The sequence below is a fragment of the Nesterenkonia haasae genome, from assembly GCF_010119385.1.
Taxonomy (GTDB): Bacteria; Actinomycetota; Actinomycetes; order Actinomycetales; family Micrococcaceae; genus Nesterenkonia; species Nesterenkonia haasae.
Map to the genome: position 1 here is coordinate 57,685 of NZ_VFIE01000025.1, position 20,989 is coordinate 78,673.

The following is a 20,989-nucleotide window of genomic DNA, read 5'->3' on the forward strand; positions in this document are numbered from 1 at the left end:
CGAAACCTCGAATCATCCCTTTGAAGGAGCCCCATTGAAGAGCCCACTGCTTACCCTTACTTCCGTGTTCGCCGTATCCGCCTTGGCGCTAACTGCCTGCGCCGGCACCGAGAACGACGACGCCGAGGGCGGTGCTGAAGACACCGGTGACGAAACGACCGGTGCTGAAGACTCAGAGGCCGATGCCGGCGGTAGTGAGGAGGACGGCATTCTCGCGGTCGTCGACCACAAATACGGTCCTACGGAGGTCCCAGAGCCTGAGGATGGCGAATTGAGCGTCGTCGCACTGGGCTGGTCCGATGCAGAGATTGCCCTCGCACTGGGTGTGGAACCAATCGCCGTCCATGATTGGTTGGGCTTCGGGGAGGAGAGCCACGGGGTGGGTCCCTGGGCTGCCGATCTCGTCTCCGGAGATCCAGAAGTCATTCCGCGTGCAGATGCGGAGCTCGACTATGAACTCATCCAGAGTCTGGACCCCGATGTGATTCTCAACGTCAACTCCGGATACGACGAGGAAGAGTACAACCGGCTCAATGAGATCGCCCCCACCATTTCTGGACCAGAGGATGCCGCGAACTTCAACCCCGGTTGGGAAGCTCAGACTCAGCTAGTGGCTGATGCTCTCGGACTCTCGGAAGAGGGTGAGGACCTCATCGCCCAGACCCAGCAGAGCATCGACGATGCCCGGGACGCTCACCCGGAGTTTGAAGGTCTGGAAGCTGTGACAGGCTCCAAATTCAGCGAAGCGTATGGCCTGCACACTGAGGGCGACATGCGCTGGGACATTCTGCAACTGCTCGGTTTCGACATGTACGGTCCGGCTGCCGACATCGCTGACCCGGAGAACTTCTACGCTGAGGTCTCTGAGGAGCAGGTCGAGGTCTTCGATGCGGACATCGCCGTCCTATTCCCGATCGGCTATTCGCTCGAAGAGCTTGAAGGAGATCCCTTGTTGGCCTCGCTCGATGTGGTTGAGGATGGACGCGCCGTGCTTCTCGACGGTGATGGGCCGTTGGTTCAGGCATTCAGTGCGGGCAACCCCCTGAGTATTGAAGTTGTCCTGGAAGAGCTCACCCCGCAGCTTGCCGAGGCCGTGGAGAACCTCGACTGATGCAGTCCACTGCAGTCCGCCCAGCCACCCGCGCCTACCTCACGAAGGTCGCGCGGGTGGCCAGGCTATCCCCGCACTATCTCCGCCTCACCGTCACCTCCAAAGACTTGGAGCACTTCGGCCCAGCCGGAGCTCAAGGGTCGCCGCCGGCCTGGGATCAGCGCATCAAGCTCTTCTTGCCCCGCGACGACGGCAGCTACCCGGAGGTCGGCCTGTTCAATGATCCGCCGGCGCCGGTGATGGAGTGGTACAACGCCTGGCGTCAGCTTGAGGACCACCTCCGCAACCCGATTCGCACCTATACGGTGCGCTCCATCCGGACTGATGTCTGCGAGGTAGACATCGACTTCGTCCTCCATGTCGAAGATGACGGACTTTCAGGCCCCGCGGCCTCCTGGGCGATGGCCGCTCGACCAGGTGATGAGCTGGTCATCATTGGCCCCGATCGGCGCTCCGAGCAGACCGGCGGCGGAATCGACTTCACGCCCGGCTCCGCCCGGGACCTCCTGATGGCGGGCGATGAGACTGCTGCTCCTGCCATCTGTTCAATTGTGGAGTCCCTGCCGGAGACGTATCACGGGGAGGCGTATCTCGAGGTTCCCACCACCGAGGACATCCTGGAGGTTTACTCCCGGTCGAGTGTGCGCCTCCATTGGCTGCCCCGTGATGGAGCCGCGTTAGGTGATGTTCTGACCCCAGCGGTGCAGGACTGGGGAGCGCGCCGATCCAAGATCTTCGCCGCAAGGCGTGCCACCTGGAAGCCAGGAATGAGCCCGGTGGGCGCGCTCACCGGCACTCCGCAGGAACTTCCCGAGGTTGATGATGAGTCCGTACTCTGGGAGACCTCGGCGCCGGAGGGCTTCCGCGAATATGCCTGGCTGGCGGGCGAAGCGGGTGTCATCACGGGTCTGCGTCGGCACCTGGTCAAGGACGTGGGCATGAGCCGCAAGCAGGTGTCGTTCATGGGCTACTGGAGGCTCGGGCGGCCCGGCGCCTAGTCTCCAGGTGGGACAGTCGGTAGGTCGAGAACCCTCAATTCAACGGTGTCCTACTGACTGTTGCAACAGAAGTCTCCGGGGCCCAAAAAGTGGGACATCCGGTGGGATAAAGCCCCATCACTCCTGTGAAGTCCCATCCTGTCTCCCACGTGGGAGAATGGGCGAGATGTCTGAGAAAAAAGCTGCTGCCGCGTCATCGTCCTCCGATTCACGCCCCCAGGTCCGCCCCAAGGCTGAGGGGTGGAGTCAGCCCCTGGACGCTGAGGGCCGTCCCAAACTGCAGTTCGCACAGCCTAAGCGGATTAAGCAGCCGCCCAAACACTTTGCGGACCTGACGTTGGAGGAACGGCAGGAATGGGTCAGAGAGCAGGGCCTGCCGGGTTTCCGAGCAAAGCAGCTCAGCGTCCACTACTTCCAGCACTACACCTCAGATCCCGCGCGAATGACCGATCTTCCGGCTGAAAACCGAGAGCAGATGGTCGCGGATTTTCTGCCGCCGCTGCTCACCCAGGTGCGTAGGCTGACCACGGACGACGGCGCCACGATCAAGTTCCTGTGGAGGCTGTTCGACGGTGCCCTGGTGGAGTCGGTGCTGATGCGGTACAAGTCCCGCATCACCCTGTGCATCTCCAGCCAGTGCGGCTGCGGAATGAACTGTCCCTTCTGCGCGACCGGGCAGAACGGTCTGACTCGCAATATGTCCACCGCAGAGATCGTGGACCAGATTGTGCAAGCCAACCGTGTGATTGCCGCAGGTGAGCTTGATGCCCCCACGGCGGCGGAGATTGCCGAAGAATCCGATCACGCCGGCCTGGGGGAGGAGACCGACTTCGCCGATGCTGGGATTTCTTCGGCGAAACAGGGCCAAGCCTCCTCAACGCAGCAGCCAGCAACCGGCCCTCAGCGGGTCTCCAATATTGTTTTCATGGGCATGGGAGAGCCCCTGGCCAACTATAAGCGCGTGATGAACGCAGTCCGGCGGATGATCGATCCCGCACCCGAAGGCCTAGGTATGAGCGCTCGCGGGATCACCATCTCCACCGTTGGGCTAGTGCCTGCCATCCGGAAACTTGCGGATGAGAACCTGCCCATCACCTTCGCGCTGAGTCTCCACGCCCCTGATGACGAGTTGCGGGACGAGCTGATCCCGGTCAACTCACGGTGGAAGGCCGATGAGGCCATCGACGCCGCCCGTTACTACTACGAGACCACCGGTCGCCGTGTCTCCATTGAGTACGCCCTGATCAAAGATATGAACGACCACCCTTGGCGGGCGGAACTGCTGGCCAAGAAGCTCAACGCTCGCGGACGAGGGTGGGTGCACGTCAACCCGATACCGCTGAACCCGACACCCAACTCTGTGTGGACCTCCTCTGAGCCAGCGGCTATGCAGGAATTCATCGACCGGCTCAATGATGCCGGGGTGCCGACCACCCTGCGTGATACCCGCGGCAAAGAAATTGACGGTGCCTGCGGCCAACTAGCTGCTGCGGATGAACAGGGCTGACTCGTAACCAGCGGAAGTAAGGTGGAGGGATGAAACCTTCACGGCGCTCTGAAGTCCCCGGCTTCGAAGTCATGAGCATCCTGGCCGAGATCGAACGGCTCCGCTCGACGGGGAGGGACATCGTCTCCCTGACCGCGGGTGAACCCGGTTCCGGCGCGCCACCTGCGGTGAACGCCGCCGCAGCTCAAGTCCATGCCGGCAACACCGTGCTGAACTACTCGCCCGCCTTTGGGATCGCGCCACTGCGGCAAGGACTCGCCGAGCACTACCAGAAATGGTACGGCGTGGATGTCCCGGTGGAGCGGATCGCGGTCACCACCGGGTCCTCTGGTGCATTCGTGCTGAGCTTCCTGGCAGCCTTCGACCACGGGGACCGGGTGGCACTGGCTCGTCCCGGCTACCCGGCGTACCGGAACATTCTGAGCAGCCTTGGAGTCGAGGTGGTGGACTTAGATTGCGGCCCAGACGTCAGATTCCAACCGACCCCCGAGCAGCTTGAGGCCGAGGTCGCAGCGAACGGGCCACTGCGCGGTCTGATGGTGGCGTCTCCCGCGAACCCCACCGGCACAATGGTCGACCGCGAGCAGCTCACCGGCCTGGCCCACTGGTGCCGAAGCAATGACGTGCAGCTCATCTCCGACGAGATATACCACGGCATCACCTTCGCCCACCCGGGCATCAGTGCATTGGAAGTCGATGATGAGGCTGTGGTGATTTCCTCGTTCTCCAAATACTGGGGGATGCCAGGTTGGCGGCTCGGTTGGGCGGTGCTGCCAGATCACCTGGTTGACCCGGTCTCTCGCCTGGCCGGGAACGTGGCGCTGTGTCCGCCCCACGGCTCACAGATCGCTGCGGCGGAAGCCTTCACTGACGAATCAATGAGGTTTGCTGCCTCGCAGCTGGATGACTACGCCGCGGCCCGAGCTCTGGTCTTGGATGCTCTTCCGTCCATGGGATGGGCCAATGCAGCCCCAGCAGATGGCGCCTTCTACGTATACGCCCATATCGGGGAGCACCTCAAACGCCACGGGAGCTCCACCGCATATGCCAAGACTCTGCTTCATGAGGCATCTGTAGCAGTGGTACCGGGAACGGACTTTGATCCGGTCAACGGCCATGAATGGGTGCGGCTCAGCCTGGCACCAGGATCTGCGACAGTCGCAGAGGGTGTCGACAGAATAAGGAGCTTCCATGCATGAGCCCCGACCATGAGGGGCGGTGGCACACTGCTGACCAGTGCCGCAGCGGTGGGCGCGGCCCTGCTGGGCGGCTGCGCGGAGCCAGACCACTCGCTCACGGTCTTTGCCGCAGCCTCACTCCATGAACCCTTCCAGCAGATAGGTGAGACCTTCACCCAAGAGACCGGCATCGAGGTGGTATTCAACACTGCGGGATCCTCAGGTCTGGTCGACCAACTGAAAAACGGAGCACCGGGGGATGTGTTGGCCACCGCGGACGAGGCCACTATGGATCGCGCCGAACGTGCGGGACTCCTAGCCAAAGACCCTGTGGTCTTCGCCCAGAACTACATGGTGATCGTCGCCCCGGAAGGCAACCCTGCCGAGATAGGCAGTATCTCTGACTTAGCGGAACTGACCAGCGTGAGCCTCTGCGCACCACAGGTGCCCTGCGGTGCCGCTGCGTTGAGACTCCTCACCGAGGGCGGAGTAGAGCTCAGTCCCGCCTCCGAGGAGCTCTCCGTCACCGATGTGCTCGGACGTGTCCGCACAGGCGAGGCAGAAGCGGGTCTGGTCTATACGACCTCCGCACAGCAGGCCGGTGATGACATTGAGGTCATCACCATCAGCGGTGCCGCAGCGGATCCCAATAGCTACCCGGTCGCTGAGCTGGAGGCTGCGAACCTCCCGGAGGAAGCGCAGCTCTTTGTGGAGCACCTCTTGGGCGAATCTGCCCAGCAAACCCTCGCTGATGCTGGCTTCACGCGGGTAAAGGGGCCCTGATGGCGACACCTGTTGCCGCGCCTCCTCGATGGGTGCTGCTTCCCGCTGTGCTGGGAACGCTGCTGATTGTGTTGCCGGTCGCTGCGATGCTCACCCGTCCGAACTGGAGCGAGTTGCCGGCACTGTTGACTTCTCAGGCAGCACTGGCAGCTCTGGGTCTCAGCGTGTGGACCGCGCTGACAGCAACGCTGCTCTGCATTCTTCTCGGAGTGCCGTTGGCGCTCCTGTTGGCACATGCTCGCTTCCGTGGCCTCACCGTGGTGCGCTCTGTGGTGTTGCTGCCGCTGGTTCTCCCTCCAGTGGTGGGAGGGCTTGCGCTGTTGTACACCTTTGGACGGCAGGGCCTCCTTGGTGGGGCCTTCGAACTGCTCGGAGTCCAGGTCGCGTATTCGAGTCTTGCGGTAGTTCTTGCTCAGACCTTCGTGGCGATGCCGTTTTTGGTGGTCAGCGTCGAAACGGCTGTGCGCGGTCTGGACCGGGATGTGCTCGACGCCGCCGCCGTGGATGGCGCCGGGCGCACCGGTATTCTGCGTCACATCACTGTGCCATTGATTCTTCCTGGCCTCATCTCCGGGGCGGTGCTGGCCTTCGCCCGCAGCCTCGGAGAGTTCGGCGCCACATTGGCCTTCGCCGGCAGCGTTCAAGGAATCACGCGTACGGTGCCGCTGGAGATATACCTCCAACGAGAGTCTGATCCGGACGCCGCGATTGCGCTGTCGATCCTGCTGATCATCGTTGCCGTGGTGGTCATCTCGCTGGCCTATAGCCGTAGGTCACGCGTCGTAGAGCACTAGAGACATAAGCCGTCATCGCCGACACCACGCTGGCAGATCAGTGTGCGTTCCACCTGCACGAGTTGATAGTCGCCGTCAACGCCCTCCACAGTGATGAAGAGTCGCTCTCCGGCCAAGGAATCGTCCAGATATCCGGTGACATCGGCACGGTAGAACTCCTCACCGGTGTCCTCTGGAGAACTGATCAGGGCCCAATCAGGGCCAGCCGGTTCGCCCTCAGCGTCCATCATCTGTTCATCAGGACCGATGACCCGCTCAGCGACGGACTCAACAATGGCTTCGCTTTGTTCAGTCGGTGGGACTTCATCGAGGTAGTCCTCTGTAATGTCCTGTGTCTCGCCGAAGAAGTAGAGACCGGCTCCATGGCCGATTTGCCCCGACTCCATCCAGCCGTAACCATCGGCAAGGACAATTTCGGTCCAACTGCCCTGCTCATCGTCCTCTGGGTGGTGACGCTCGCGACCGGCGAGCTCTACCGCATCAAGGGGGCCCAGTTCGCCAACAGTCGCCGATCCTCTGGTGGGCTCGGCGTGCACCACCAACGGGCCGTCTTCCGGCGCGAATCCCGCAGCACCTACCTCGGCACCTTCATCCGAATAGACGGTCTGGGTCTCTTCGCCATGGATCGTCCCATCGAACTCTCCCTCCGTTAAGCGCTCAGCACCACCGGGCGGGACCCCATCACCCTCCGGCTCATCAGGTGCTGGGTCCTCACCGTCGTCTTCTCCGGTGGGCTCCTCATCAGGAGACTCCGCGGTGACCGTTTCCGTGACCGTGGCCGTGGGCTCTTCGGTCTCTGTCTCGGTCTGTGTTGTCTCCTCCGGCTCAGGCTCGGGCGCGGCGTCGTTCCCTCCGCCACAGGCGGTCAGGGTCAGCAGCGACAATGAGCTCAGCGCGGGGGCTGCGATTAGCGAGTTCCTACGCATGGTCCAGGATCCTTCGTGTTGCTTCCACGGTCCGCCACCAGATTGCGAACTCGAGCTGAACACGGGCTCAAATCCTGATATCAGCTCAGTATCGAAGTGGGCTAAAGGCGTTAATACCAATAGCACCCAGGGTGTGGGCGTTTCGAAGTTCCTCTCCGGCCACTCCGATCGACACGTCCAGCTGCCACGCCGCCTGGCCCTAATTTCCCCGGTGAGTCAGTGCAACACAGGTCCCCAGGAGAAGCAGAGCTTGGATGCGGCTCCAACTCAAGGTCCTAGTCATCGGACCGCGGGCGAGAATCCGGTAGAGGCTGTCCCCGCGCCTGGAGGCATACCACTGCGCGCCTAGAGCTGGCAGAACGGGGGCGTCGGCGCAGTTCGCGTTGTCTATGTTGACCAGCTGCTCACCAGTCGAGTCGTTAACACGGGCCCTGCCTTTACGTCGGATTTTCTGCCGTGTGCGGCACCGGCCCCCCTGAGCCGAAGAGCGTCTCCACGGAGCTGCCCAGCTGGTGCGCTATTCGCAATGCCAGAAACACGGACGGAGCGTAGTCGCCTTGCTCGACCGCCACGATGGTTTGCCGGCTCACGCCCACGGCGCCAGCCAGCTCAGCCTGGGTCAGCCGCTCATCTTTGCGGAGAGCGCGCACTGGGTGGTCCGGCGCCCCCGCCTGGCCAGGTTTGCTCGTCTCGCGCAGCACCATGACTCCATGACAACTTAACTTGACAATTTATGTCAAGAATATTTGTCATCTGGATCTTGAGTTTCGCTGGTCGGAGGCTGTGTACGGTGTTGTGGCGCGACTGCTACCCTGCGGATTCGTCCGCAATTAGGAGGTACTCGGCAATGGACATGACCCATAGCAAGAAATTGGTCACCTCGGTGGCTGCGGCTGCGTTGCTTTTCGGCCTCGCGGCCTGTGAGAACGACGACGCCGACGCCCCAGATAACGGCGGCGAAGCGGCCGAACAGACTGAAAACGGCGACGCCCCGGCAGAAGGTGCAGAGCCTGGAGACGACCCGCAGCAGCCCGAGATGCCCGAACCGGAGCTCGAAGACGTTCCGGACGTGGTGGCTGAGGTCAATGGTGAGGCCATCGGGGGAGACGAGTACAGCACCGCTTATGAGCAGCAGTTCACGGAAATGGCCATGCAGGCCCAGATGTCGGGCCAGTCGGTCGATGAAGAGGCACTCCAGGAACAGATCTTGGACAGCCTTATCGGAGTAGAGCTGTTGACTCAGGACGCTGAAGCCTCCGGATACGCCGCCAGCGAAGAAGACGTTGAGGACGAGCTTCAGGCGCTCGCGGAGCGCAATGGACTTGAATCTGTTGACGAGGTCATTGACCTTGCGGAAGAGCAGGACATCAGTGAAGACGAGCTGCGGGACGAAGTCGCTCAGGAAGCGATGATCAACCAGCTCATCGAAGACCAAGACGTTGAAGAACCATCTGAGGAAGAGATCGAAGAGGCCTACGAGCAGCAGGTCGCCCAGCAGGAAGCGATGCAAGAGATGGAAGGTGAGGACGGGGAGGACGTTGAGGTCCCGTCCCTCGAGGAACTGCGCCCGCAGATCGAGGAGCAACTCGCTACGCAGAAGGAGAACGAGGCCATTCTGGCTCACATCGATGACCTACGCGAGGACGCTGATGTTGAGGTCCACATCTGAGCCCTTCCAGAACCACCATGAGACTGGTGACTGAGAGATAATGTTTATGTGACCAAGACCCCGGCGCCGGCTGCGCTAGCGTGGCAGTATGCTGCAGGAGCGCGTGCCGCTCACGCCGGGGTGGCGGTGCTCTCATTAGCGGGGCTCCTCAGCTCGCTGTATCTGGGGTGGAGTGAGGGCACTGTGCTTCCCGAGGGCGTGGGGTTTTCCGGGGGGTTCTCTGCTGGATGGGAGCACCTCCTCAACCAGCCGGCCTACTTCACCTTTTTCTCAGCAGTCCTGGTCTGTATGACGTCGGCGATGCTGGCGGTTCGTCCGGACAGGACCTCAAAGGTCTTCCATACGTTCCGTCTCGCGGGCGTGGTCCAGATGATGATCACCGGCGTGGTATTCAACCTCTTGCTGCGTTCCAACGCTGAGCTGAGTGGTGTGTGGTTCTTCAACGACCAGGTGCTGCACGTATTCCTTCCAATCCTGGTGCCCATCGTGTGGCTGGGGGTCGGTCCGCACGGCAACGTTGACGCCCGCGTCGTGTCGGGGTCTGTGATCCTGCCGCTGCTCTGGTTGTCTGCGACACTGCTGCGGGGCCCCATCCTGGATTGGTATCCGTACACGATTCTCGATGTGCCGGGTTTGGGTATCGCTGGAGTGGCGCCCTACGTGGTGGCGATACTTGTGGTTTTTGTCGGCATCGCAGGTGTGATGTGGTTCATTGATCGGGCTGTCAGTCGGTACGCGCGTGTATCGTCCTCGCGCTGACGGTGCATCGCTCTTCCCCACTCCTCAGTGAGGGCCGTCAGCCCAATTTTTTGACTACCCGAGCAGGATTGCCGACCGCCACGACGTTCGCCGGAATAGTCCGCGTGACAACGGCGCCTGCCCCTATGACTGAGTTCTCTCCGATGGTCACTCCCGGACAGACGATCACGCCGCCGCCAAGCCACACATTGTCCTCAAGGATGATGGGTTCGGCTGATTCCCATTTGTCCCGCCGGGGGCCAGCCTCCAAGGGGTGCGTCGGGGTGAGCAGCTGACAGTTGGGTCCGATCAGGCAGTCTGAGCCGATGGTGATGGGCGCGACGTCGAGCGCCACGAGCCCGGTGTTGACGAACGTGCGGTCGCCGATCGACATATGCGTTCCATAGTCCACCCGCAGTGGCGCGCGGATCTGCACATCCTGGCCCAGCTCGCCGATCAGCTCCGCAAGAAGTGCCTGAGCTTCACTGGTGCAACCCTCATGGGTAAGCACGTTGTACCGGTGGGCCAACTGTTGGGCGGCGAATGCCTTTTCGAGGACTTCAGCGTCAGCCTTGTACCAGTCACCGGCGCGCAACCTTTCGTAGTTGCTGCGCTCGTCCTGGGAGTACTGTGCAGAGCTCAAGCCGACCCGTACTGCTGGGCGAGAGTGGCGGCGAGACCTGTGTAGGCAGCGGGGGTGAGGTTCTTGAGTCTGTCCTCGGCACCCGCTGAGAGACCCAAACTGGCGACGAAATCTTTGAGCTTCTCTGCATCGACACGGCGCCCCCGTGTCAGCTCCTTGAGCCGCTCATAGGGGTTTTCCATACCGTCGACGCCTGCGATTGCCTCAGCTCGCATCACCGTCTGAATGGCCTCACCAAGCACTTCCCAGTTGGAGTTCAGGTCCGCGGCAATCACTTCCTCGGCGACGTCGAGCTGCTTGAGCCCTTTGGTGACGTTGTTCAGCGCTAAGACCGAGTGTCCCAGGGCGGTGCCGATATTGCGTTGGCCGGATGAATCGGTGAGGTCACGCTGCCAGCGGGATTCCACCAGCGTCGCTCCGAGAGAGTCCAACAGAGCATTGGAAATCTCCAGGTTCGCCTCGGCGTTCTCGAAACGGATCGGGTTGACCTTGTGCGGCATCGTGGACGACCCGGTGGCGCCGGCTACGGGAATCTGCCGGAAGAATCCGATGCTGATGTAACTCCAGATGTCGACGCACAGGCCGTGCAGGATGCGGTTGAACCGGGCAACGTCAGCGTAGAGCTCAGCCTGGTAGTCATGGGATTCGATTTGGGTGGTCAGGGGATTGAACGTCAGTCCGAGGTCTTCCACAAAGGACTGCGCGACGCTCGGCCAGTTGGTGTCCGGGGCAGCCGCCAAGTGAGCGGCGTAGGTGCCAGTGGCACCATTGATCTTCCCCATGAATTCCTGCTTCTCGATTCGGTCCAGCTGCCGAGTCAGCCGATGTACGAACACGGCGATCTCTTTGCCGAGGGTGGTAGGGGTAGCAGGCTGTCCATGGGTGCGCGAGAGCATCGGTGTGGCGGCAGCGGCGTCGGCCATTGATCTCAGACTGTGCAGTGTCTCGCGAGCGGCGGGCACCCATACCGTGCTGACGGCGTCGCGGATTCCTACTGCGTAGGCGAGGTTGTTGATGTCCTCGGAGGTGCAGGCAAAATGCACCAAAGGCGCCAGGTGCCCCAGGTCAAGAGCGTTCAATCGGCGTGCGATGAAGTACTCCACAGCCTTCACATCATGGACCGTTTCAGCCTCGATGGCTGCCAGCTCGGCAATCTCCTCTGGACCGAACGTCTCCACCAGGTGCCTCAGTGCGCCGCACTGCTCCTGAGTCAGGGCCGGGAGCCCAGGTAATGCCTGCTTCTGGCAGAGGTGGATGAACCACTCCACTTCGACGTGGATGCGATTGCGGTTCAACGCAGCCTCGGACAGGTGGTCCACCAGTCCGGATACGGCCGACCGGTAACGGCCGTCCAGGGCACCGAGGGCGATTGCAGGTTCAGCAGAGGCGAGGGAAACACGGGTCATGGTCGTCATTCTTCCACGGCTGGAGGAGCAGAGTTATCCCCACACTCGGGTGGTGACGACGGACACGCCAGACCGTACACAGAGCGGCTGCGGGACCCACCTCGGGGGAGGTGCACTCTTAGGCTTGCTTCCTGACACCTGCATCTCCACCGGGCAACTCACCAACATCACCCTGGAAGGCGCCAATGCTCCTCAACCCACATACGGTAGTCCAGGCCGCGACCGTTCCCACTGAGCTGGAGAGGGCCGCAGAGGCTTACGACGCCGCCGCAGAAAGACTCCGCGGAGTGCTCGCCCGGCTGCCGCACTACCTGGGGGAGTTAGACCTTGCGGAGGACGTGAACTGGGACTCGATGGCCAGTGACGCCTACCGCTCCGTCCTCGGTCTGCTCCGGCTACCTGCGGAGGTGATGATGGTAGAAATTTCCACCCTGGCGTCAGAAGCCAATTCGATCGCTGCAGATCTGCGGCACTACGCGCAGCAGGCTCGGAGTCTCCTAACGTTGCTCAGCGCCGTGCCAGCTGTTCCGCTGGCCCCGGGGGCGGGCCCAGGCATTGGAGGAGGACAGTTCGAGGGACTCTGGCATGAGGCCCGGACCGCCCTGGAGGGGCACGCGTCGCGTTTCACTGAATTTATCGATCGGCACGGGGGTATCCCGTCGCTTCTCCACGAAGACCTCCGGCGCACGATGCTTCCCGGTTAGCCAGAGCAGGAGGACCCACGAACTATGCCACTGAATCGGATTTGGGATCTTCCGGTAGTGGGCGGAGGACAGGGCAACAATTCTTCGGCACTGATCGACTCCGCGAACCACGGACCGCGCACTCCTCCCTTTCGTGTTCGCGCCTCAGGTGGACCCACCCGGATCAACCTGGAATGGGAGTCACTCAGGGCCTCCGCTGTGCATATTCAGCAGGCTGCAGAGACCTTCTCCCAGCTGCGGAGGGAAGTGATCACGGTCTACGAAGAGTTCTCCGGCAGTGGGTTCGCGCACCTGCACTGGAAGGTCCCAGCCTGGCACGGCCGATTGGGACAGTTGGTGGCCTCGACCGCCGCAACCGAACAAAGCCTGCTTCATGGAACTGAAGGAATCGAGCGTGCGCATGAGGCTTATCGGAACATGGAAACAGCGGTGCACCAATGGTTCCATCTCGGAGTTCGCGCCGGAGAAGGAACCATCGCGCTGGAACATCTGGCTCACCCCGACGGGGACACTAGCTTCTCCTACGACTGGTTTGCCACCACGCTGGTGACGGGGGGCAGACAGAGTATTGAACAGCTGCTGAAGAAGAACCCCACACTGGAAGTCATTTTCAGCACAATCATTGCCGTCGAGAGGCACGCGGGGCTGATGCCAGCGTTGATGGGTCGCAACGAACAGGTCATCGATCCACCGAACGTCACCACGCACCTACTTCAACCAGATGGCACGCTCGCGAGCTACTTCGAGCATGTGGGCCGAACCGCCGACCAGGGAGACATCGCGGTATCAGTGATTCCCCGCCCTGATATGACGCCAGCGTATGCGGTGCACCTACCTGGGATCGATGTGGACGGCTTCACCGTCGAACATGGTCGCAGCCCGATGAGCCTGGTGGATGGGTTGACCAACGAGTCAGCACATATGACAAGCGCTGTCGAGGAGGCGCTCATCGAAGTGGGCGCACCTGACGGTGCAGAAGTCTTCGTGACAGGTTTCAGTCTCGGAGGTCTGCATGCCACCAATATCGCAAAGAACAAGGAGTTCCAGCAGAAGTACACTCTGCGGGCAGTGACCACGGTGGCCAGCCCCATAAAGGGTGGGTCTACCGTCTCTGGAGTCAAAGTGACCCACCTTGAAGACGCCCGAGACCCGGTGCCGCATATTACTGGAGAACGCCCAGAGCTCTCCTCCGAGCGGATGGTCCTTGAATACAACCACTTGAACCCTGACAGCGAAGTCGAATCCGTTGCGGGGTCAGCGCACACCTGGGATCACAATGTGGATGCCATACGGCTATTGGAAGACAATGACGCCGAATGGCTGGACACCGCGCAGCGAAATCACTTGGACGAATTTCGTGCCCAGCTCATGTTTGAGGAGAAGATTGAGACCCTCGTTTTCGACTCACACTGGCAAGCTATGGAGAGCCCTGAACACGTCTTGCCCTGGGAAGCCGAAAACCTAGAAGATCTTGAGTACCTTCACGACGCGATCAAAGACGGCGCCCAGGAGCTGCGAAGCCTGCCCCAGGACTGAGCTAGGCCCGCTGCGGGGAGACGACGAACTGGTTCAACAGCGCCGAGATCAGTGAGACAACGATGGCGCCCAGCACTGCGTCCCAGAAGAAGCTCTCCACCACAAAAGTCACCGGAGTGAAGGTGGTCAGCCAAGCGGTGAGCATGAGCATCAGCCCATTGATCACAATGGCGAACAACCCAAGCGTCAGGCATGTGATGGGCAAAGACAGGGTCGCGACGATCGGCTTAATGACCACATTGACCACGCCGAAAACCGCGCCAACGATCACGTAAGCAAAGACAACCGCTCCGAGGCCGTCTCCCCAGCCCTCAAGGCGGATGCCTGGAACCAATAGTGCGGCAGCAGCTAGGGCCAGTGCATTCAGCAAAATCGCCAGTAGGATTCTCACAGAATGAATCTTCTCACGGCCCATTGCACAGCGAGGAATTTAGCGTGAACACGACACCACCCATTGCGCCGCGTGATGCGGTCGCCGCCCTACCCACATACAGCGCCGGCAAGCCCCCGAAGGCTGCCGAAGGCTTTACCCCCTACAAGCTTTCCTCCAATGAGAACCCGCTGGGGCCTGTACCAGCTGCGGCTCAAGCACTTCGCGACGTCACGACCCTGCATCGGTATCCCAACCCAGGAGCCGAAGAGCTCCGGGCAGCACTTGCCGAAGAGCTGCAGGTTCCGTTCAGCGATATTGTCACCGGAGCCGGAAGCCTCGGTGCACTCACTCAACTGATCAGCGCCTTCGCCGGTACAGGTCACGATGGACGGAAAGATGAGGTCATCTACGCCTGGCGGTCCTTCGAGGCATATCCGATCGTCGTACGGACCGCTGGCGCTCAGGATGTGCCGGTGCCGGTGTTGGGTGACGGTCGACACGACCTGGAGGCCATGACTGCGGCAGTGACTGACCGCACCAAGGTCATCCTGCTCTGCACCCCCAACAACCCCACTGGACCGGCGCTGACGCACACTGAAGTCACCGAATTCCTGAAGCGTATACCGCAGAACATTGTGGTGGTCATCGACGAGGCATACTTCGAATTCGTTCGTTCCGCGGATCCCGTGGATGCGATGGCGCTCTACCGGGAGCACTCCAATGTCGTGGTCCTGCGAACGTTCTCTAAAGCTCATGGACTTGCAGGGCTTCGGGTGGGTTACGCCATTGCACAGCCGACAGTTACTGACCATCTCAGGAAAGTGGCAGTACCCTTCGCCGTCAGCGCCGTGGCCGAGGCTGCGGCCATGGCCTCGTTGCGTCACCTCGAGGAGGTCCACCAGCGAGTGGAGACCATCGTCCAAGAGCGAAATCGTGTGACGTCAGCTCTCGCTGAGGCCGGATGGGTGATCCCCGAAACCCAGGCGAACTTCGTTTGGCTCCCATTGGGTAGCGCTGCCGTGGACTTCGCTCAGGCGGCCGGTGCCCAAGCCCTGGCCGTGCGACCCTTCGACGGAGAAGGCGTGCGAGTCAGCGTCGGTGAACCTGAAGCCAATGACCGTTTCATACAGTTGTGCAGAACCTACAGCGGCCGACTGTGACTCTCCTGAAACAATGACCCCATGGGAGACGTGGATCACATGAGCGATATTAGGCTGGCAGATCCAACCCCGGTGCAGTTACTGGCTGAGGACGGTACGCTCACTGAGCATCCGGTCTTCAGCCAGTACATTGAGGCCCTCGACGATGAGGTTCTCCGTGAGCTGTACCGGCATATGGTGCTTGAGCGGCGGTTCGATGCAGAAGCGACGTCATTACAGAGACAGGGCATGCTGGCGCTGTGGGTGCCGGCATTGGGGCAAGAAGCTGCTCAGATCGGCGCGATCGCAGCTTTGGAACAAACCGACCGGGTATTCCCGACCTATCGTGAGCATGCGATGGCGCTGTACCGGGGGATCACCCCGGAAGAGCTGATGGGCACATTCCGCGCAACGCGGCACACCGGCTGGGATCCTCATGCCTTCAACTTCAACGCCTATTCCGTGGTGTTGGCATCCCAGGTCATGCATGCTGCGGGGTGGGCTATGGGCATCAAGCAAGACGTCGCGACCGGGACCCTCGGGGAGGGTCGCCCCGACGACGAACTTGTTTTGGCCTGCCTAGGTGATGGAGCCACCAGTCAGGGAGACGCCCATGAGTCCATGGTGTTCGCCAGTTCCTATGAGTTGCCGATGCTCTACTTCATCCAAAACAATCACTGGGCAATCTCGGTACCGCAGGAGACTCAGTCGCGAGTGCCTCTGGCGCATCGGGCCGCCGGGTACGGGTTCGAAGGAATGCGGGTAGACGGCAACGATGTCTTGGCCACTTTCGCCGTAACGCGCTACATGGCGGAGCAGATTCGCGCCGGGTCCGGACCGAAACTGGTCGAAGCCGTGACCTACCGAATTGGGGCACATACCACCGCAGATGACCCCACGAAGTACCGCACCTCTGAGGAACTCGACGCTTGGAAGAGCAGGGACCCCATTGCGCGCTACCGCACCTGGCTGGAGTCGCGGTCCATCATTGATGCGGCCTACACCGAACAGGTGGATCAGGAAGCTGCGGAACTCGCGAAGCAGCTCCGGATAGCTGTCCGCTCCATGGAATCAGTGCAGCTTGAACGGGTCTTCGACACCGTCTACGCGGAACCGCACCGGCAAGTCGAGACGGAGAAAGCTTGGCTGAAGGACTACGAGGCGGGCTTCGCCGAGGAAGAGGAGGGGGCAGACACGTGAGCGCCGAGCCCACAGCAGAAGCTGACCAGAAAGAAGCCGTGACCAGCCCTACCCCGATGCCGCTTGCGAAAGCCATCAACCGGGCCTTAGCCGACGAACTCGCAGCCGACATTAAAACCATTCTCATCGGAGAAGATATAGGTGCACTGGGTGGTGTCTTCCGAGTCACCGACAAGCTGCAGGCCCAGTTTGGCCCAGACCGGGTCATCGACTCGCCATTGGCCGAATCTGGGATCATCGGCGCGTGTATAGGCCTTGCGATGCGTGGTTATCGCCCGGTCGCTGAGATCCAGTTCGACGGATTCGTCTTCCCAGCATTCAACCAAATCACCACTCAGCTGGCCAAAGTGCATAACCGCACCAACGGTGCCGTGACAGTGCCAGTCACCATTCGGTTACCCTACGGGGGGCATATCGGCTCTATCGAGCACCACTCGGAGTCGCCTGAGGCCCTGTTCGCCCACACTGCGGGACTGCGCATCATCGCCCCGTCGAGTCCCCACGATGCATATTGGATGACACGTCAGGCCATCAACAGCGTGGATCCAGTGATTGTGCTCGAACCCAAGCGGCGATACTGGCTCAAAGGTCCAGTCGACCTGGATACCCCCGCTCCAGATGCCTTCACAGCACAGGTGCTTCGCGAAGGCACAGATGTCACATTGGCCACTTACGGGCCACTCGTTCCCGTCGCACTCGCCGCCGCCGAGGTCGCCGCCACACAGGGCCGCAGTGTGGAAGTCGTTGACGTTCGCTCTATCAGTCCACTTGATGATGAGACCATCGCACGGTCAGCGGCAAAGACCCAGCGCCTCGTCGTCGCCCATGAAGCGCCAACATTCGGCGGCTTCGGAGCTGAGATCGCCGCCCGAGTCTCCGAACGTGCGTATCACCGGCTCGCGGCCCCAGTGTTAAGAGTCGGGGGATTCCACATGCCATACCCGCCATCGGCGCAGGAACACCGGTACTTGCCAGATATCGATCGAATGCTCGAAGCTTTGGAACGCAGTTTCGTCTACACGAGCGCAGGAGGTCACTCATGAGCCAGACCTTCAACCTTCCCGATGTGGGAGAAGGCCTCACAGAAGCAGAAATCGTCTCATGGCGTGTCTCCCAGGGAGACACCGTCGATGTCAATGACGTCGTGTGTGAGATTGAGACGGCAAAATCGCTGGTCGAACTTCCCGTGCCCTTCGCCGGCACAGTCCAAGAGCTAGTGGCCAGTGAGGGTGAAACGATCGAAGTCGGTCAACCCCTTATCCGAATCAGTGAGGCATCTGGCGAGGCAGAGCAGCGCCCAGCCTCAGAGAAGGAGAATGCAGAAAAATTTTCCTCGGATCCTGCAGCAGCTGACACACCCAAGGATTCACCCACCCAGGAGCAGAAACGAGGCGAGGACCGCTCACCGAAAGGATCGGGTGAGGAGCAGAATCAGGCACTGGTGGGTTCAGGGCCAAAGGCAGACGCACCAAAAGCGAGGCCCCGCACACGACCTGCAGCACTAGACCTCGTAGATGTGTCCGATGTGGGCCTCAGCCACGGAACTAGCGGGGACAACGGGCGTTCCTCACATGAGTCGAGATTGAGCAACCATTCGGCTGCAGATGTGGTCCGCAGGGCTGCTCCGCCAGTGCGAGCACTCGCGAAGAGGTTCGGCCTAGACGTTGCCCAGCTGATCGGGACCGGACACGAGGGAAGGATCACCCGTCAGGATGTGGAGGCCCAGGCGCATCAAACCTCTGGCTCCACGCAGAGCCCTGAGGTCGTCTCCCTGTACGAGGGGCCGCGAGAGGAACAGGTCAAGGTTCGCGGTGTGCGCAAGGCGACAGCGCTCAATGTCTCAGCTTCAGCATCAGAGGTGCCTCATGTGTCGGTGTTCAAGGAGGTGGACATCACTCGCACTATGGAACTTCGTACCGCCCTGCGCAATGACCCCTCCTATAAGAACCTCAACGTATCTCCCATGTTGTTCGCCGCTCAGGCGATCATCCGAGCTGCTCGCAAGAACCCCCAAGTCAATGCCACGTGGCACGACTCTCACTACACGCTGTGCAACTACGTGAATCTTGGGATCGCCGCTGCAACACCCAGAGGGCTAGTTGTCCCGGTCATCCATGATGCTCAGGCTTACACCACTCAGGGGCTGGCAGCAGCCCTTACAGCGCTGACTGCAGAGGCCAGGGAAGGAAAGACGACGCCGGCTCAAATGCAGGGCGGGACAGTCTCCATCACCAACATCGGCTCTCTGGGGCTCGATTTTGGGACCCCTATCCTTCCGCCGGGCCAAGCATCAATCGTTGTGCTCGGAGCCGTGCGCACCAAACCGTGGGTCGTGGAGGGGCAGATAGTTCCGCGACAAATCATGACGATTGGCGGTTCCTTTGACCATCGCCTGATTGATGGCGACCTCGCAGGGGCCTTCATTTCAGAGGTCGCTTCCATTATGGAGCAGCCAGGGCTGCTGATGACCTGAATCTTGACGAAAAAAAAGAGTGCGCACACCAGCTGTAGGCGAGTAGCACTGCCTTCGGAGGGAGGCCTTTAGTCCAGGCTGTGGATGGCCAACGGGGCGGTGTCGTCCAACCCCAACTGGGAAGCCAACGGCACATCGTCCAAGAGGATTACCGCCTCCTGAGCGCCGGTTGCGGCTCGAGCTGTAGTTTCAATCTGTTTCAGCATCTGCCATGACTGGCACACGTCAGTGCTCCCCGGAGCGCCGGTGAGACTCACGGTGACAGTGTCATCAGCATGCTCCACGTCGGTGACCTCCAGCCCAGAAGTCGCAAGCGGATTCAGGAAGGCAGGGCTGCCGTGCTGAGATGTGTCCATAGAGAGCAGATACTCCAAAGCTGACTCAGTGGGGTTCTCCGTCACCATAGGAACACTCTGCATGACAGAGATGTAGTCCTGGCATCCGAACATTTCGGTCCGAGCTACTTGGTGACTATGAGGCTGATCAGGTTCGAACTCGTCACTTGAGTCGTAGATCTCCCAGTCGTATCCCGGCGGGCTGACCAGACCAAGGGGCAGCGCAACGGTCTCGTCGTCGTCGAATTCAGGCTCAGGTAGAGGATTATCAGGAACTTCCTCCTCGGCAGCGTCCTGGTCCGTGTCCTGGCCGTCGGCCCCTTCACCGCCCCCAGAATCACCGTTGCACGCGGAGAGGCCGAAAAGTGTTAAAACGGCGAACGCGGAGAAAACGCCGCGGAAGGTAGGGACGGATGTCATGGAGACAGGATACGAGTCTGTGGTGAAAGAGACCGAATCGAGAGGCATTGTTCGGTGAGATAGATGGCAGGGGAACGGCGTCAAGACCCCATCGTTCCTACTCAATGCACCTGTGGCGGGTGTGTGGCGAATCGTTCTTCGGGGTTCTGGTCAGGCTCTACTCGGGTAGGGTGAGATCATGCCTATCAGGAACCGTCGAGCCGCCGCGCTGCCTGCCAAGCTGTCCCGCTCTTGGCTGCTCATTAACGCTGCTAAAGAAGAGGATTTTGCCCCCGGGCTAGCCAGTGAGGCAGACTCTGTGATCTTCGATCTCGAAGCCTCCGTCCCGGACCCCCTGAAGGTATCAGCGCGCGAATCAGTTATGAGCGCGCTCAATGGTGGCATGACGGCATGGGTGCGGATTAGCCCCACGACCAGTGAGCACTGGGAAGACGATGTGGCGGCCTTGTCGAAAGCTGACGGACTGCGCGGTGTGATGTTGGCTGAGACCGAACGTCCCGATCAAGTGACGTACACCGCGATGCGCTTACGCGCTGGTACGCCGGTCATTGCACTGGTGGAGTCGGCTCTCGGCGTTGAAAATGCCACTCAGATCGCCTCAGCGCCTGGCACTTTTCGGTTGGCCTTTGGCACCAACGATTTCCGCAAGGACGTCGGCGTCTCTGCGGACCCTATGGCACTAGCCTATGCGCGTTCCCGCCTCGTTGTGGCGTCTCGGGTTGGTGGGCTGCCAGGTGCCATCGACGGTCCCACGGAAGTCAACGCTGACGAGACCGCGATTTCTCGGGCATGCCAAGTCACTGCTGACATGGGTATGACAGGCAAGCTGTCCCTCAACCGAGCCCAAGTGGAATTGGTCAACCAGGGACTCAGTCCCTCGGATGACGAGGTGGCATGGGCGTTGGAGCTCATCGCCGCCCATGAGAGTGGAGCTTCCATCGGCGACGGATCGTATTTGCCACGTTTGGCTCGAGCGCAGAAGATCGCCTCTTTGGCCGACTCCTACGGACTGTGGAACGCTTAAACTGAGTCACCTTCTCGATGTGGGCTGACCAG

21 protein-coding genes are annotated in these 20,989 nt (G+C 61.0%); 15 read left to right on the forward strand and 6 right to left on the reverse strand.

What is annotated here, in order from left to right:
- Positions 1-64: 64 nt before the first annotated feature.
- The 6 genes from FH975_RS12855 (at position 65) to FH975_RS12880 (ending at position 6,371) form a co-directional block, all read left to right on the forward strand.
- The gene (locus tag FH975_RS12855) at positions 65-1,111 is read left to right on the forward strand and encodes an ABC transporter substrate-binding protein (RefSeq protein ID WP_162321696.1); all 1,047 of its coding nucleotides are present in this window, start codon (positions 65-67) and stop codon (positions 1,109-1,111) included.
- Positions 1,111-2,109, forward strand: a complete 999-nt coding sequence (locus FH975_RS12860; protein ID WP_162321697.1) for a siderophore-interacting protein — start codon at positions 1,111-1,113, stop codon at positions 2,107-2,109. The genes FH975_RS12855 and FH975_RS12860 overlap by 1 nt, the downstream gene beginning before the upstream one ends.
- Before the next feature lie 166 nt (positions 2,110-2,275).
- On the forward strand, positions 2,276-3,616 hold the full coding sequence (gene rlmN, locus FH975_RS12865; RefSeq protein WP_162321698.1) for a 23S rRNA (adenine(2503)-C(2))-methyltransferase RlmN: 1,341 nt from the start codon (positions 2,276-2,278) through the stop codon (positions 3,614-3,616).
- A gap of 29 nt (positions 3,617-3,645) precedes the next feature.
- Positions 3,646-4,815 carry a pyridoxal phosphate-dependent aminotransferase gene (locus FH975_RS12870; RefSeq protein WP_162321699.1) on the forward strand — a complete coding sequence of 390 codons (1,170 nt, stop codon included), beginning with the start codon at positions 3,646-3,648 and terminating at the stop codon, positions 4,813-4,815.
- Between the two features lie 9 nt (positions 4,816-4,824).
- Positions 4,825-5,577 carry a molybdate ABC transporter substrate-binding protein gene (gene modA / locus FH975_RS12875; protein WP_162321700.1) on the forward strand — a complete coding sequence of 251 codons (753 nt, stop codon included), beginning with the start codon at positions 4,825-4,827 and terminating at the stop codon, positions 5,575-5,577.
- Complete coding sequence (locus FH975_RS12880; protein WP_162321701.1) at positions 5,577-6,371, forward strand: ABC transporter permease; 795 nt, start codon at positions 5,577-5,579, stop codon at positions 6,369-6,371. The genes modA and FH975_RS12880 overlap by 1 nt, the downstream gene beginning before the upstream one ends.
- On the opposite strand, the gene FH975_RS12885 is transcribed toward FH975_RS12880, so the two are convergent.
- The gene (locus FH975_RS12885; protein WP_162321702.1) at positions 6,368-7,297 is read right to left on the reverse strand and encodes a hypothetical protein; all 930 of its coding nucleotides are present in this window, start codon (positions 7,295-7,297) and stop codon (positions 6,368-6,370) included. The two genes, FH975_RS12880 and FH975_RS12885, sit on opposite strands and share 4 nt — an antisense overlap.
- 437 nt (positions 7,298-7,734) lie before the next feature.
- Entirely contained in the window at positions 7,735-8,001 is a 267-nt protein-coding gene (locus FH975_RS12890; protein ID WP_162321703.1) for a helix-turn-helix transcriptional regulator, read from the reverse strand.
- Positions 8,002-8,144: 143 nt separating this feature from the next.
- Here FH975_RS12890 and FH975_RS12895 point away from each other — a divergent pair, with 143 nt between their 5' ends.
- Together FH975_RS12895 and FH975_RS16670 are read left to right on the forward strand one after the other, a co-directional pair.
- Positions 8,145-8,966, forward strand: a complete 822-nt coding sequence (locus FH975_RS12895; RefSeq protein WP_162321704.1) for a SurA N-terminal domain-containing protein — start codon at positions 8,145-8,147, stop codon at positions 8,964-8,966.
- A gap of 48 nt (positions 8,967-9,014) precedes the next feature.
- Positions 9,015-9,725 carry a Pr6Pr family membrane protein gene (locus tag FH975_RS16670; protein WP_162321705.1) on the forward strand — a complete coding sequence of 237 codons (711 nt, stop codon included), beginning with the start codon at positions 9,015-9,017 and terminating at the stop codon, positions 9,723-9,725.
- Positions 9,726-9,762: 37 nt separating this feature from the next.
- Here the strand turns inward: FH975_RS16670 and FH975_RS12905 are convergent, their stop codons facing one another.
- Together FH975_RS12905 and purB are read right to left on the reverse strand one after the other, a co-directional pair.
- Positions 9,763-10,347 carry a sugar O-acetyltransferase gene (locus FH975_RS12905; protein ID WP_162321706.1) on the reverse strand — a complete coding sequence of 195 codons (585 nt, stop codon included), beginning with the start codon at positions 10,345-10,347 and terminating at the stop codon, positions 9,763-9,765.
- On the reverse strand, positions 10,344-11,753 hold the full coding sequence (gene purB, locus FH975_RS12910) for an adenylosuccinate lyase (RefSeq protein ID WP_328821886.1): 1,410 nt from the start codon (positions 11,751-11,753) through the stop codon (positions 10,344-10,346). The genes FH975_RS12905 and purB overlap by 4 nt, the downstream gene beginning before the upstream one ends.
- 185 nt (positions 11,754-11,938) lie before the next feature.
- Between purB and FH975_RS12915 the strand changes: the two genes are divergently transcribed.
- Both FH975_RS12915 and FH975_RS12920 read left to right on the forward strand, forming a co-directional pair.
- Positions 11,939-12,457 carry a hypothetical protein gene (locus tag FH975_RS12915; protein ID WP_162321708.1) on the forward strand — a complete coding sequence of 173 codons (519 nt, stop codon included), beginning with the start codon at positions 11,939-11,941 and terminating at the stop codon, positions 12,455-12,457.
- A 24-nt stretch (positions 12,458-12,481) separates the two neighbouring features.
- Positions 12,482-13,993, forward strand: a complete 1,512-nt coding sequence (locus FH975_RS12920) for an alpha/beta family hydrolase (protein ID WP_162321709.1) — start codon at positions 12,482-12,484, stop codon at positions 13,991-13,993.
- A 1-nt stretch (position 13,994) separates the two neighbouring features.
- Here FH975_RS12920 and FH975_RS12925 read toward each other — a convergent pair whose 3' ends face one another.
- A complete protein-coding gene (locus FH975_RS12925) occupies positions 13,995-14,384 on the reverse strand; it encodes a phage holin family protein (protein WP_153078659.1) in 390 nt (129 codons plus the stop codon).
- A gap of 44 nt (positions 14,385-14,428) precedes the next feature.
- On the opposite strand from FH975_RS12925, the gene hisC reads away from it, so the two are divergent.
- The 4 genes from hisC to FH975_RS12945 are packed head-to-tail and all read left to right on the forward strand — an operon-like array spanning position 14,429 to position 19,178.
- The gene (gene hisC, locus FH975_RS12930) at positions 14,429-15,526 is read left to right on the forward strand and encodes a histidinol-phosphate transaminase (protein WP_328821888.1); all 1,098 of its coding nucleotides are present in this window, start codon (positions 14,429-14,431) and stop codon (positions 15,524-15,526) included.
- A 39-nt stretch (positions 15,527-15,565) separates the two neighbouring features.
- Positions 15,566-16,705, forward strand: a complete 1,140-nt coding sequence (locus FH975_RS12935; protein ID WP_162321710.1) for a thiamine pyrophosphate-dependent enzyme — start codon at positions 15,566-15,568, stop codon at positions 16,703-16,705.
- A 56-nt stretch (positions 16,706-16,761) separates the two neighbouring features.
- Positions 16,762-17,748: an alpha-ketoacid dehydrogenase subunit beta gene (locus tag FH975_RS12940; protein ID WP_162321766.1), complete on the forward strand. Its 987-nt coding sequence runs from the start codon at positions 16,762-16,764 to the stop codon at positions 17,746-17,748.
- Positions 17,745-19,178, forward strand: coding sequence for a 2-oxo acid dehydrogenase subunit E2 (locus FH975_RS12945; RefSeq protein WP_162321711.1), 1,434 nt, complete (start codon positions 17,745-17,747; stop codon positions 19,176-19,178). The genes FH975_RS12940 and FH975_RS12945 overlap by 4 nt, the downstream gene beginning before the upstream one ends.
- A gap of 68 nt (positions 19,179-19,246) precedes the next feature.
- Here FH975_RS12945 and FH975_RS12950 read toward each other — a convergent pair whose 3' ends face one another.
- Positions 19,247-19,933 carry a GerMN domain-containing protein gene (locus tag FH975_RS12950; protein WP_162321712.1) on the reverse strand — a complete coding sequence of 229 codons (687 nt, stop codon included), beginning with the start codon at positions 19,931-19,933 and terminating at the stop codon, positions 19,247-19,249.
- 178 nt (positions 19,934-20,111) lie between these two features.
- Here FH975_RS12950 and FH975_RS12955 point away from each other — a divergent pair, with 178 nt between their 5' ends.
- The gene (locus FH975_RS12955; protein WP_153078654.1) at positions 20,112-20,957 is read left to right on the forward strand and encodes an HpcH/HpaI aldolase/citrate lyase family protein; all 846 of its coding nucleotides are present in this window, start codon (positions 20,112-20,114) and stop codon (positions 20,955-20,957) included.
- Positions 20,958-20,989: the final 32 nt, after the last annotated feature.